General features: G+C 64.1%; 8 protein-coding genes. 5 read left to right on the forward strand and 3 right to left on the reverse strand.

What is annotated here, in order from left to right:
• Window positions 1-123: 123 nt before the first annotated feature.
• Both rpoB and rpoC read left to right on the forward strand, forming a co-directional pair.
• Window positions 124-4,488 carry a DNA-directed RNA polymerase subunit beta gene (gene rpoB, locus ACNI3R_RS19795; protein ID WP_426186756.1) on the forward strand — a complete coding sequence of 1,455 codons (4,365 nt, stop codon included), beginning with the start codon at window positions 124-126 and terminating at the stop codon, window positions 4,486-4,488.
• A gap of 74 nt (window positions 4,489-4,562) precedes the next feature.
• Window positions 4,563-8,834: a DNA-directed RNA polymerase subunit beta' gene (rpoC, locus tag ACNI3R_RS19800; RefSeq protein ID WP_426186759.1), complete on the forward strand. Its 4,272-nt coding sequence runs from the start codon at window positions 4,563-4,565 to the stop codon at window positions 8,832-8,834.
• 248 nt (window positions 8,835-9,082) lie between these two features.
• Here rpoC and ACNI3R_RS19805 read toward each other — a convergent pair whose 3' ends face one another.
• The gene (locus ACNI3R_RS19805) at window positions 9,083-9,643 is read right to left on the reverse strand and encodes a hypothetical protein (RefSeq protein ID WP_426186762.1); all 561 of its coding nucleotides are present in this window, start codon (window positions 9,641-9,643) and stop codon (window positions 9,083-9,085) included.
• 269 nt (window positions 9,644-9,912) lie between these two features.
• A complete protein-coding gene (locus ACNI3R_RS19810) occupies window positions 9,913-10,593 on the reverse strand; it encodes a hypothetical protein (RefSeq protein ID WP_426186765.1) in 681 nt (226 codons plus the stop codon).
• Between the two features lie 368 nt (window positions 10,594-10,961).
• On the opposite strand from ACNI3R_RS19810, the gene ACNI3R_RS19815 reads away from it, so the two are divergent.
• The 3 genes from ACNI3R_RS19815 to ACNI3R_RS19825 all read left to right on the forward strand — a co-directional run bounded on the left by ACNI3R_RS19815 (window position 10,962) and on the right by ACNI3R_RS19825 (window position 12,362).
• Window positions 10,962-11,309, forward strand: coding sequence for a hypothetical protein (locus tag ACNI3R_RS19815; RefSeq protein WP_426186768.1), 348 nt, complete (start codon window positions 10,962-10,964; stop codon window positions 11,307-11,309).
• A gap of 88 nt (window positions 11,310-11,397) precedes the next feature.
• Window positions 11,398-11,634, forward strand: a complete 237-nt coding sequence (locus tag ACNI3R_RS19820) for a hypothetical protein (protein ID WP_426186771.1) — start codon at window positions 11,398-11,400, stop codon at window positions 11,632-11,634.
• Window positions 11,631-12,362 (forward strand): metallophosphoesterase family protein, encoded by a 732-nt coding sequence (locus tag ACNI3R_RS19825; protein WP_426186774.1) that lies wholly within the window; start codon window positions 11,631-11,633, stop codon window positions 12,360-12,362. Before ACNI3R_RS19820 ends, ACNI3R_RS19825 begins: the two co-directional genes overlap by 4 nt.
• A gap of 21 nt (window positions 12,363-12,383) precedes the next feature.
• Here ACNI3R_RS19825 and ACNI3R_RS19830 read toward each other — a convergent pair whose 3' ends face one another.
• Window positions 12,384-13,547 carry a diguanylate cyclase domain-containing protein gene (locus ACNI3R_RS19830; RefSeq protein ID WP_426186777.1) on the reverse strand — a complete coding sequence of 388 codons (1,164 nt, stop codon included), beginning with the start codon at window positions 13,545-13,547 and terminating at the stop codon, window positions 12,384-12,386.
• Between the last annotated feature and the right edge of the window lie 367 nt (window positions 13,548-13,914).

Genomic DNA, 13,914 nt, shown 5'->3' on the forward strand with positions numbered 1-13,914 from the left:
TAACGCTGGCAGTGCGGTTCCGATCAGCCCGGACCCGCACTTTTCGTCGTGGGGTGCCCCCTGCGAATCGGGCTGCGGGCCGCTGAAAGGCGGACAATTTTTGTGACGCGAGGAAAGATACGCATGGCCACCCAGGCAGTTCCGTCGACCGCCAAGAAGCGCATCCGCAAGGTCTTCGGGAACATCCACGAAGTCGTCCAGATGCCGAACCTCATCGAGGTGCAGCGCGAATCCTACGAGCAGTTCCTGCGCTCGCGCCCGGCCGACAATTATGTGTCGGGCCTGGAGAAGACCCTGCGCTCGGTCTTCCCGATCCGCGACTTCGCCGGCACGGCCGAGCTGGACTTCGTCCAGTATGAGCTGGAAGACCCGAAGTACGACACCGAGGAATGCCGCCAGCGCGGGATGACCTATGCGGCGCCGATGCGCGTCACGCTGCGTCTCATCGTGTTCGAAGTCGATCCCGATACGGACACCCGCTCGGTCCTCGATATCAAGGAGCAGGACGTCTACATGGGCGACATGCCGCTCATGACCGAGAACGGCACCTTCCTGATCAACGGCACCGAGCGCGTCATCGTGTCGCAGATGCACCGCTCGCCGGGCGTCCTGTTCGACCATGACCGCGGCAAGACCCACGCGTCGGGCAAATATCTGTTCGCCGCGCGCGTCATTCCCTATCGCGGCTCGTGGCTCGACTTCGAGTTCGACGCCAAGGACATCGTCAACGTCCGCATCGACCGCAAGCGCAAGCTGCCCGTCACCACGCTGCTGCGCGCGCTGGGCGACGCCACGGTCGAGATCACGCCCGAAAAGGGCACGTTCGAGGTCGGCGACGTCGTCGGCCTGTCGGGCGTCTCCAATCCTTGCCGGGTCAAGGCGGTTGCTGGCAACCTCGTCACCGTCGAGGATCCCAACGGCGCGATCATCGTCGGTGGCCTGATCCAGACCGCCGAGGGCGAAAAGTCCGCCCGTATCGCCCGCATTCGCCTGCAGGGCATGAACGGCGAGGAGATCCTCAACCAGTTCTACAAGACGCAGCGCTTCGTGCGCGGCGACGGCGGCTGGAAGGTTCCCTTCGTCGCCGAGAACTGGCGCGGCCAGAAGCCGGCGTTCGACGTCGTCAACGCCGACACCGGCGAGGTCGTATTCCCGGCCGGCACCAAGATCAGCCCGCGCGCGGCGAACAAGGCCGGCAAGGACGGTCTCGCCACGCTGCTGATCCCGACCGACCAGATTTTCGGTCGCTTCTCGGCCTATGACCTGATCGACGAGTCGACCGGCCGCATCTATATCGAGGCCGGCGACGAGCTGACCCCGGAAAATCTGGAATCGCTCGACAAGGCCGGCTTCGACCATGTCGACCTGCTCGACATCGACCATGTCTCGACCGGTGCCTGGATCCGCAACACCCTCAAGGCCGACAAGGTCGAGGATCGCGACCATGCGCTGAGCGAGATCTACCGCGTCATGCGCCCCGGCGAACCGCCGACGAAGGAAACCGCCGAGGCCCTCTTCGCCGGCCTGTTCTTCGACAGCGAGCGTTATGACCTGTCGGCCGTCGGCCGCGTCAAGCTCAACATGCGCCTCGAGCTCAACACCCCCGACACGGTCACCACGCTGCGCTCGGAGGACATCCTCTCGGTCGTCAAGACGCTGGTCGACCTGAAGGACGGCAAGGGCGAGATCGACGACATCGACAATCTCGGCAACCGCCGCGTGCGTTCGGTGGGCGAGCTGCTCGAGAACCAGTATCGCGTCGGCCTGCTGCGCATGGAGCGCGCCGTGAAGGAGCGCATGTCGTCGGTCGACGTGTCGACGGCGATGCCGAACGACCTGATCAACGCCAAGCCGGCGGTCGCTGCGGTACGTGAATTCTTCGGCTCGTCGCAGCTGTCGCAGTTCATGGACCAGACCAACCCGCTGTCCGAAGTGACGCACAAGCGTCGCGTCTCGGCGCTCGGGCCGGGCGGCCTGACGCGTGAGCGCGCGGGCTTCGAAGTCCGCGACGTTCACCCGACTCATTATGGCCGTATCTGCCCGATCGAAACGCCGGAAGGCCCGAACATCGGTCTGATCAACTCGCTCGCGAGCTTCAGCCGGGTCAACAAATATGGCTTCATCGAGACGCCGTACCGGAAGATCATCGACGGCAAGGTGACCAGCGAGGTCGTCTATCTGTCGGCGATGGAAGAGGCCAAGCACACGATCGCGCAGGCGAACGCCGAGCTCGACGCCGAGGGCCGTTTCGTCGAGGATCTCGTCTCCGCCCGCGAGGGTGGCGAGTTCCTGATGGCGCCGCGCGACCAGATCACCCTGATGGACGTGAGCCCGAAGCAGCTCGTGTCGGTCGCGGCCTCGCTGATCCCGTTCCTGGAGAACGACGACGCGAACCGCGCGCTCATGGGATCGAACATGCAGCGCCAGGCGGTGCCGCTCGTCCGGGCCGAGGCGCCGTTCGTCGGCACTGGCATGGAAGAGACCGTCGCCCGGGATTCGGGCGCCGCGATCGCGGCCAGGCGTTCGGGCATCGTCGACCAGGTCGACGCGACCCGTATCGTGATCCGCGCCACTGGCTCGGTCGATGCCGGCAAGTCGGGCGTCGACATCTACACGCTGATGAAGTTCCAGCGTTCGAACCAGTCGACCTGCATCAACCAGCGTCCGCTGGTGAAGGTGGGCGACGTGGTCCACGCCGGCGACATCATCGCCGACGGCCCGTCGACCGAGTTCGGCGAGTTGGCGCTGGGCCGCAACGTCCTCGTCGCGTTCATGCCGTGGAACGGCTACAACTATGAGGACTCGATCCTGATCTCCGAGCGGATCGTGAAGGACGACGTCTTCACCTCGATCCACATCGACGAGTTCGAGGTGATGGCCCGCGACACGAAGCTCGGGCCGGAGGACATCACCCGCGACATCCCGAACGTCGGCGAGGAAGCGCTGCGCAACCTCGACGAGGCCGGCATCGTCTACATCGGTGCCGAGGTCGAGCCTGGCGACATCCTGTGCGGCAAGATCACCCCGAAGGGCGAAAGCCCGATGACGCCGGAAGAGAAGCTCCTCCGCGCCATCTTCGGCGAAAAGGCCTCGGACGTTCGCGACACCTCGCTGCGCCTGCCCCCGGGCGTGGCCGGCACCGTCGTCGACGTGCGCGTGTTCAACCGTCACGGCATCGACAAGGACGAGCGCGCGATGGCGATCGAGCGCGAGGAGATCGACCGCCTGACCAAGGACCGCGAGGACGAACGCGCGATCCTCAACCGCGCCAACTATGCGCGGCTGAAGGAAATGCTGCTCGGCCAGATCGCGACCGCGGCCCCCAAGGGCATCAAGAAGGGTTCGGAGATCACCGAGGCCCTGCTCGAGGAGGTCGAGAAGCGCGAATGGTGGAAGTTCGCCGTCCAGGACGACGCCCGCCAGGCCGATCTCGAAGCGGTGAAGGCTCAGTATGACGAGGCCGTCGGCCTCATCGTCAAGAAGTTCGAGGACCGCGTCGAGAAGCTGCAGCGCGGCGACGAGCTGCCCCCGGGCGTGCTCAAGATGGTCAAGGTGTTCGTCGCGGTGAAGCGCAAGCTGCAGCCGGGTGACAAGATGGCCGGCCGTCACGGCAACAAGGGCGTCATCTCGCGCATCCTGCCGCAGGAGGACATGCCGTTCCTCGCGGACGGTACCCCGGTCGACATCGTGCTCAACCCGCTGGGCGTGCCGAGCCGCATGAACGTCGGACAGATCTTCGAGACCCATCTGGGCTGGGCCGCGCGTGGCCTGGGCAAGCAGGTCACCGAGGCGCTGGAAGCGTGGCGCGAGGCCAATCCCGACGCGGCGCCGGGCACTGCCCCGTCGCCGGTCGTCGACCGCCTGAAGATCATCTACGGCGAGCAATATCACGCCGAGATCGACAGCCTGTCGGGCGATCAGGTCGTGGAGATGACGAAGCTGCTGAAGAACGGCGTGCCGATGGCGACGCCGGTGTTCGACGGTGCCCGCGAAGCGGACGTCGCCGAGATGCTGAAGCGCGCGGGTCTCGACGAGAGCGGCCAGGTGGAACTGTTCGACGGACGCACCGGCGACCAGTTCGACCGCAAGGTCACCGTGGGCTACATCTACATGCTGAAGCTGCACCACCTCGTCGACGACAAGATCCACGCACGTTCGATCGGGCCGTACAGCCTCGTCACCCAGCAGCCGCTGGGCGGTAAGGCGCAGTTCGGCGGTCAGCGTTTCGGCGAAATGGAAGTCTGGGCGCTCCAGGCTTATGGCGCCGCCTACACGCTGCAGGAAATGCTGACGGTGAAGTCGGACGACGTGGTCGGCCGCACCAAGGTCTACGAAGCGATCGTCAAGGGCGACGACACCTTCGAGGCCGGCATTCCCGAGAGCTTCAACGTGCTGGTCAAGGAAATGCGCTCGCTGGGTCTCAACGTCGAACTGTCCTCGATCGAGGAGCAGAGCGACGAGGACGGCATGGCGGACGCCGCGGAGTGACGGCAGCGGCGCCGGTTCCGGCCGGCGCCCGCCTCTCCCGCCCCGAAAGATCGACCCTCCAGAGGGACTGAAACATGAACGAACTGACCAATTTCGCCAATCCGATCGCGAAGCCCGAAACCTTCGACCAGATCCGGATCGGCATCGCCAGCCCGGAGCGTATCCGCAGCTGGTCCTTCGGCGAGATCAAGAAGCCGGAAACCATCAACTATCGCACGTTCAAGCCCGAGCGTGACGGCCTGTTCTGCGCGCGCATCTTCGGTCCGATCAAGGATTACGAGTGCCTGTGCGGCAAGTACAAGCGCATGAAGTACAAGGGCATCGTGTGCGAGAAGTGCGGTGTCGAAGTCACCGTATCGAAGGTTCGCCGTGAGCGGATGGGCCATATCGAGCTCGCTGCTCCGGTCGCGCACATCTGGTTCCTGAAGTCGCTGCCGTCGCGCATCGGCCTGCTGCTCGACATGCAGCTCAAGCAGCTCGAGCGCGTACTGTACTTCGAGAGCTATATCGTGATCGAGCCGGGCCTGACCCCGCTCGAGAAGTTCCAGCTGCTGACCGAGGACGAACTCCTCGAGGCGCAGGACGAATATGGCGAAGACGCCTTCTCGGCCGGTATCGGCGCCGAGGCGGTCCGCCGCATGCTCGAGGAACTCGATCTCGAGGGCGAGAAGGAACAGCTGCTCAAGGAACTGGCCGAGACCAAGTCCGAGCTGAAGCCCAAGAAGATCATCAAGCGCCTCAAGGTCGTCGAGAGCTTCCTGGAATCGGGCAACCGTCCGGAGTGGATGATCCTCGAAGTGATCCCGGTCATCCCGCCGGATCTTCGCCCGCTCGTTCCGCTCGACGGCGGCCGTTTCGCGACGTCGGATCTGAACGATCTCTATCGCCGCGTGATCAACCGTAACAACCGCCTCAAGCGGCTGATGGAACTGCGCGCGCCGGACATCATCGTCCGCAACGAAAAGCGCATGCTGCAGGAAGCCGTCGACGCGCTGTTCGACAATGGCCGCCGCGGTCGTACGATCACCGGCGCCAACAAGCGTCCGCTGAAGTCGCTCAGCGACATGCTGAAGGGCAAGCAGGGCCGCTTCCGTCAGAATCTGCTCGGTAAGCGCGTCGACTATTCGGGCCGTTCGGTCATCGTGACCGGTCCGGAACTCAAGCTGCACCAGTGCGGCCTGCCGAAGAAGATGGCGCTCGAGCTGTTCAAGCCGTTCATCTACGCCCGCCTCGACGCCAAGGGTCTGTCGATGACCCTGAAGCAGGCCAAGAAGTGGGTCGAGAAGGAGCGCAAGGAAGTCTGGGACATCCTCGACGAGGTGATCCGCGAGCATCCGGTTCTGCTGAACCGCGCGCCGACGCTCCACCGTCTGGGCATCCAGGCGTTCGAGCCCGTGCTGATCGAGGGCAAGGCGATCCAGCTGCACCCGCTGGTCTGCTCGGCCTTCAACGCCGACTTCGACGGTGACCAGATGGCGGTCCACGTGCCGCTGTCGCTGGAAGCGCAGCTCGAAGCCCGCGTCCTGATGATGTCGACCAACAACATCCTGTCGCCCGCGAACGGCAAGCCGATCATCGTGCCGTCGCAGGACATGGTGCTGGGTCTCTATTATCTGTCGATGCTCAAGGAAGGCGAACCGGGCGAAGGCGCCCTGATCTCCGACATGCAGGAAGTCCACCAGGCGCTCGCCGCCAAGGCGGTAACCCTGCACACCAAGATCATCAGCCGCGTGCCGCAGACCGACGAGAACGGTCAGCAGTATATGAAGCGCGTCGAGACCACGCCGGGCCGCATGCTGCTCGGCGAGACGCTGCCGAAGAGCCACAAGGTTCCTTTCGAGACGGTCAACCGCCTGCTGACCAAGAAGGAGATCGGCGACGTCATCGACATCGTCTATCGCCACACCGGCCAGAAGGAGACGGTGCTGTTCGCCGACGCGATCATGGCGCTGGGCTTCCGTCACGCTTTCCAGGCCGGCATCTCGTTCGGCAAGGACGACATGATCATCCCCGAAGCCAAGGAGAAGGAGGTCGAGGAGACCCGTCTGCTGGTGAAGGACTTCGAGCAGCAATATCAGGACGGCCTGATCACGCAGCAGGAGAAGTACAACAAGGTGATCGACGCCTGGTCGCGTTGCGGCGACCGCGTGGCGGCCGAGATGATGAAGGAGATCTCGGCGGTCAAGAAGGGCGATGACGGGCGCGAGAAGCCGATCAACGCGATCTACATGATGGCGCACTCCGGTGCCCGTGGTAGCGCCGCGCAGATCAAGCAGCTCGCCGGCATGCGCGGCCTGATGGCCAAGCCGTCGGGCGAGATCATCGAGACGCCGATTATCTCGAACTTCAAGGAAGGCCTGACGGTTCTCGAGTATTTCAACTCGACCCACGGCGCCCGCAAGGGTCTGGCCGACACCGCGCTCAAGACGGCGAATTCGGGTTACCTGACCCGCCGTCTGGTCGACGTGTCGCAGGATTGCGTGGTCGTCGAGGTCGATTGCGGTACCGACCGCGCGCTCGACATGAAGGCGATCGTCCAGGGCGGCGCCACCATCGCGTCGCTCGGCGAGCGCATCCTGGGCCGCACGCTGGCCGAGGACATCGTCGACAGCAAGACCAACCAGGTGTTGGTCGCGGAGGGCACCCTCCTCGACGAGGCAATGGTCGCGCAGATCGAAGCGATCGGTGTTCAGGGCGTCAAGATCCGCAGCCCGCTGGTCTGCGAATCCAAGGGCGGCGTCTGCGCGGCGTGCTACGGTCGTGATCTCGCCCGCGGTACGCCGGTGAACATCGGTGAAGCGGTCGGCGTCATCGCGGCGCAGTCGATCGGCGAGCCGGGTACCCAGCTGACGATGCGGACCTTCCACATCGGTGGTGCGGCCCAGCTCAACGAGCAGTCGAACCTGGAATCGGTTGCCGACGGCACGATCGAATATCGCGAACTGCGCACGATCGCCGATCCGCGCGGCCGCCGCGTCTCGCTCAGCCGCAACGGCGAACTGGCGATCATCGACTCCGAGGGTCGCGAGCGTGCGACGCACCGCCTGCCTTATGGTGCGCACCTGCTCGTTGCCGACGGCGCGAAGATCACCAAGGGCGAACGCATCGCCGAATGGGATCCGTTCACCATGCCGGTGATCACGGAAACCGGCGGTACGATCAAATATCAGGACCTGATCGACAATCAGACCCTGACCGAACAGACCGACGAAGCCACCGGCATCAGCCAGAAGGTCGTCATCGAATATCGCGTCACCAGCCGGAAGGAAGACCTCCGTCCGCGCCTGACGCTGCTCGACGAGGCCTCGGGCGAAACCGCGCGCTACATGCTGGCGCCGGGAGCGATGCTGTCGGTCGAGGACGGCCAGACGGTGCATGCGGGTGAGGTTCTCGCCCGTGTCAGCCGCGAGTCCGCCAAGACCCGCGACATCACCGGCGGTCTTCCGCGCGTGGCCGAGCTGTTCGAAGCCCGCAAGCCGAAGGAAAACGCGATCATCGCGAAGGTCTCCGGCCGGGTCGAGTTCGGCAAGGACTACAAGGCCAAGCGCAAGATCATCATCCGTCCGGACGATGGTTCGGAGCCGGTCGAATATCTGGTGCCGAAGTCGAAGGTCATCGACGTGCAGGAAGGCGACTACGTCAAGCGCGGCGACAATCTGATCGGCGGTTCGCCGGATCCGCACGACATTCTCGAGGTGCTCGGCATCGAGCCCCTGGCCGAATATCTCGTGTCGGAAATCCAGGAAGTCTATCGACTGCAGGGCGTGAAGATCAACGACAAGCACATCGAGACGATCGTTCGTCAGATGCTGCAGAAGGTCGAGATCACCGACGGTGGCGACACCACCCTGCTGCCTGGCGAACAGGTCGACCGCGAGGAAATGGACGAGATCAACGCCAAGGCTGAAGCCGAGAACCGCCAGATTGCCCATGGCAAGCCGGTGCTGCTCGGTATCACCAAGGCCTCGCTCCAGACACGCTCGTTCATCTCCGCCGCGTCGTTCCAGGAAACGACCCGCGTCCTCACCGATGCCTCGGTGCAGGGCAAGGTCGATACGCTGAACGGCCTCAAGGAGAATGTGATCGTCGGCCGACTGATCCCCGCTGGTACGGGTGCGGGCATGAGCCGACTGCGCGTCACCGCCAACAGCCGCGACGCCGCACTGCGCGCCTCGCAGCGCAACTGGCAGGAGTCGCTGATCGCGCCGCAGTCGGCCGCCGAGGAGCATGCCGCCGAGCTGCGCCAGCCGGTTCAGGCCGATCTGGGCGACGATCCGCTGGGCGAGGTCGTGGGCGAGACCCACGGCACCGACGCGGATGCGGGCGACTATCTGAACAAGGAATGATCCACCCCGCCCCCGTGGCGGTCAGGACGAACAGCCCCGCCGGAGCGATCCGGCGGGGCTTTTTCGTGGTCATCGCGGTGTAAGCGCGGCCGGCGCTTCGCCGTGCCCCGTACAAACGAGGTTCAACGGCTCCGCGGCCTGCCCGGCACTCGCCAGCGTTACGACAGCACCGGCGAAAAGACCTTTGATCAGACTTATCTGTCGCATTCTCGCTCTCCTCGTCTTTCAAGCCCGCCCCAGAACGGCAATCAGAAATCCAATATCAGAGCGATGGCGAGCAGCAGCCCCAGCCCCTCGCCTATCGCCGCGAGCGCCGTGAGGCCAGCCCCGGAAAAGCCGGTGTCGAACTGTATCGCGAACCAACGCGCCTCGACTATGAGGTACAGGATCAGCGCACAGCCCATGACCCCCGCGCCAGACAGCATGGCGGGCGTACCGCCCATCCCGGCCAGGATCGATCCACTGCCGAGGAGCAGGGCGAAAACTGCCGCCGGATAGCATCGAGCGTAGAAGGGCAGCCGCAGCGTGGCGCGATCGACCGGCAAACCACGCCGCCAGACGAAGTGCAGCGACATCAAAAGGGCAAAGATCGAGAAGACCAACAGGCGGAAGATCAGCGCGCTGCTATCGTCGTTGATCATCCCGGCCAGCCCGCGCCTGGTCGCCACCAGCCGGTCGGTCTCACCGAGCGCCGTAGCCCACAGATGCGCGAGGAGCAGGGTGAGCGTCAGAAACAGGGGCGGGCCGAGCGCCGCCGCATATTGTTCCTCGGATGGCAGCTCGAGCTGGCGATCGGCATAGCCCATCATCGATAGCGGCCGCAGCAGCGCGCGCCCTGCATGGCTCGCTCCGGGAAGCCTATCATGGCTGCCATCGCCATACGCCCAGGAACTTCCCGAACAGGCAGCTTCGGGGATCTGCCGGAGGGGCAAGCGCATCCGGCAAGGGCTGGTTGAACCGATCGACGCGATCCGAAAAAGGTCCGGTGCGGCGAGCGCTTCATCAGTTGTTAAACATTATAGCCAAGGATTTGTCCGGATAGCGCAGCGAGCGAAGCTGGAGCAGAACGCCCCGACACTCAGGGATTGGTTCCAGCCTCGCTCCCGTGGACAGAATCAGGCGGCTGGGGTCCGGCTTCGTACCATGGGTCGGCCGAAATCAGGAAGAGGCCGCCGGGCCCCGGCCCTTCCGGAGGAGGGGCGATGGCGAGAGCATGGAGCGAGTCCGGCCAGAGCTTCAAAACCGGAAACCCCGGCCATATGACGGGATGACCAGCCCGCATGTCCAGGGCACAGAGGCCGTCCGCCATCCAGCTGAAGCCGCGTTGCACGAGTGCCATCGCCAGGCTCGTCTTGCCTGTTCCGGGCGGCGACCAGAGCAGGAAAGATCGCCGGTGATAGGCCAGGCAAATGGCCGATAACGGCGTGAAACCCTGCTGCAGACAAATACGCGCGGCCGGGGTGCCGCGCAGAAAATCGAGAGCCCGCGGCAAAAAGGTGTCGTCCTTTGTCGAGATGGTGATGCTGTTCCGGTCGGTCAGCAGATAGCTTGCGACGCCCGGCACGCGAAATAGGAGTGAACCCAGCCCATCGATCTGCAGCAACGGCCGCGACAGGACAGGGTTTTCGAGAACGTCGGGCACATTACCGGTATCGAGAAAAATCGAATGGCCGGAAGCATGCGGTCGCGAAATTCCGAAAAACGGACATTCGAACGGGGAATGGAAGCTCTGTCCTAGAGCGGAATAGATATAGCCCAAGCGCACCCGCTCCCATCGTCCCTCGAGAAGGTTGCAATGCATCCAAGCACACGCTGCATCAAGCCTCCCCCCTTTCTCAACGGTGCCATCAGGAATGACGCCGCCGTCCCTGTTCGCTCTCCTGCCTGTATTTCGCTGCCCCTGCCTATCTGCCCAGTTCACCATCCGCAATTCTTGGATGTCGATGAATATCGCGCAAGTTGAATCTTCCCAGATCTCGATAGAGGATCCGAATTCGAGCCCAGCCGAAAGATCGAAAATTTTTAGAATTATCGTCATAAAAGTGTAACAACAAAAATCTTTCCGATTCGCGGTTTTGTGTCATCATGGTGCAACAAACAGCGTTTTCGATTCGGAGGTTTTGCCAGATGTTCAAGGTTGTTCTTGCTGGTGCCGCGCTTGCTCTTGCGGTTCCTGCCCTTGCACAGCCGACCGAGGTCGCCGATCCTTATGGTGCCGGGTCGATCTCCAAGGGCCGCTACACGGCGGTCGAGCGCAAGCTGCAGGCTGCCTATGAGAAGGGCGATCGCTCGCCCGAGGTGCTGCTCAATCTCGCGGCGATCCGGCTTCAGGAGAAGCGGGCGACGGAAGCCCGCGATCTTTACAAGGCCGTGCTGAGCCAGCCCAATGCCGACATGGCGACGCTCAATGGCGCCGCCGGTTCGCATGATGTCGCGCAACGTGGCCTTGCCGGTGCGCTGGCGATGCTCGACTGAGGCGGCGAAAGTCGAACGAACGTCAGGGCCTGCCGGGCAACCGGCGGGCCCTTTTCTTGTGCACTGTCGCATCGACAGCGGAACCGTCATGCGCATCGGCAATTGTCCCGATATGCGTGCATGGCTCATCAGCAATCTCGCCTCGGGATCGACCGACGCAGCGACGCTCGACCAGTTGCCCGCGCTCTTTCCGACCTTGGACTTCGTCGGTCACAGCTGTTTTCCCGACGCCCCCCTCACCCTGTGCCATGGCCGGTCTCGACTCGCCTTCCTCGCAACGCGAGCAAAGGCGGACAGCCGTGCAGAGGGAGAGTGGGCGGCATGATCCGGCTGTTCCATGTCAGCGATCTCCACTTCGGCTGTGAGGACCGCGAAGCCCTCGCCTGGTTTGCCGACTGCGTGCGGCGCGAACGCCCCGATGCGGTGGCGGTGACCGGCGACCTGACGATGCGCGCGCGCCGGTCGGAATTCGCCGCCGCTGCCGAATGGCTCGAAGACCTGGCCGTGCCGCTGACGATCGAACCGGGCAATCATGACCTGCCCTGGAACCCGCTGACCAGGCTGCTGCAGCCCTATCGGCGCTTCCGCAAGCTCGAACGCGCACTCGAACGGCCGATCGACCTCGGCCATGTGCGGATCGTGCCGCTCAAGTCCACCGCGCGGATGCAGGCGCGGCTCAATTGGTCATGGGGCTTCGTGGGACGGTCGTCGCTGGAAGCAGCATTGAGGGAACTCGGCGCGCTCGCAGAGCATGAAATCGGCATCGTCGCGACGCATCACCCCCTCATCGATCAGGGCCACCTCCCCTCTCAGGGACGCACACTGCGCGGACCGAAAGCCGCCGCCCGTCTGGCCGAAGCGGGTGCGCGGCTCATCCTGAGCGGGCATGTCCACGACCCCTTCGACGCGATCGCAGAGAGCGAAGCCGGGCCGATCCGCATGGTCGGCGCGGGCACTCTGTCGCAGCGCACGCGCGACACCCCGCCCTCCTTCAACCGGATCACCATTGCTGGGGACTGCATCGAGGTCGAGTTGCACCGAATGGGCGCCTGAACCGGTCCCACGCAACGGTGATCAGATCGGGGGGGATTGGCCTGCCACCGCAGGATCATAGGCCGAGATACCGGTCGGCCCACGCTTGCCCTGGCGCAGCGCCCGTTCGGCGGATGCGAGCAGCCGCTCGAGATCGGCGCTTTCCTGCAGATCGACCGCATAGCCGATATTGGCCGTAATGATGATGTCTTCGCCGGCCACCGCATAGCTTTTGTCGAGGGTGGAAACGATCTGCTGCGCCAGATGTTCGGCTTCGCGCCCATCGGCCATGTTGGGCTGAATCACGACGAAGTCGTCGCCGTTGAGGTGGATCACCAGATTGTCACCGCGCACCACTCGCCGCAGCCGCTGCGCCACCGCCTTGAGCAGCGCGTCGCCCGCCATATGCCCATAGGTCTCGTTGACGGGTTCGAGTTGGTTGATGTCGACGCAGTGGACGGCGATCAGGTCGCTGTCGTCGGAGCGCCCGACGATCTCGTCGAAGCGCTCGCGCAGCACCAGGCGGTTTGGAAGGCCGGTGAGGTCGTCCTGCCGGGCCAGCGTCTCCATCAGATGGCGCATCGAGATCTGCGCCGCTGCACCACGATAGCGCTTGATCATGGAAAGGAGACCACCCGTCAGGAACAGCGCCATGAGCAGGCCCGTTCCCCAATGCGCCACGCCAGGCGTCAGCAGCGCGGCGATGATGGTGGGGACGACCGCCAGCACGCTCGCGCTGAGGCTGATCCAGAGGCGCAGCGGCACTGTCGCCGCGACACCTGCGGCATAACCGAAGACCAGCGCTACGATCAGCAGATGCTGTTCGATAGCGACCGTCGCATAGCCCCATCCGCCGAACATGCCGAGCGCCGCCGCAAAGGCGATATAGCCATAGCCGAAGCGCCGCTCGATCGAGCGGGCGACGTTGAGCCCCAGTCCGGAATCGAAAACGCGCCGCCGGAAACCGAACAGCGCCAGAAGGCGCATCGACGAGGCGAGCAGCCCGATCGCATAGAGCAGAAGCAGCACCGGATCGTCCGACAGCAGGGCGAGATAGGCCCCGGTGCACACGAAACACAGGGTCATGATGAGCGCTGGCACAGTATATTCGAACAGCGACTGGACCAGTTCGATATAGGTCGCGGCGGACAGCCTCTCCCGACCGGCGGCCGCAAGGCGGCGACGCCCCGTCAGAAGGGTACGCATGGACATCACTCTTGCTCCAAAGCCCGAAGTGCGCCGCCCTGACGCACCAGCTCCTTCACTATTGCTAGCAGAGGTCATCAGCGGCCGTAATTACGCAATATTGATTAAGAACGTCAGTTCTCCGGCGCGATGCCGTTACAGCGGATCCCGGCACGCGCACCGGGACCAGTCGCTTATGGCTGAGCCGGTGCGTAGCGGGGCGGAGCACAGGCCGCTGTGCATCAGGTCACAAGCGCGGCGGACACAAGAAAACAGGCCCCCGAAGGAGCCTGTTCTTTCCGATAAGCCATTGAGAATGGCGCGAGTGACGGGGCTCGAACCCGCGACCTCCGGCGTGACAGGCCGGAGGTCATTCAATGATTTTGAG

Origin of the sequence: Rhizorhabdus antheiae, from assembly GCF_049889055.1 — a bacterium.
Lineage (GTDB): Bacteria > Pseudomonadota > Alphaproteobacteria > Sphingomonadales > Sphingomonadaceae > Rhizorhabdus.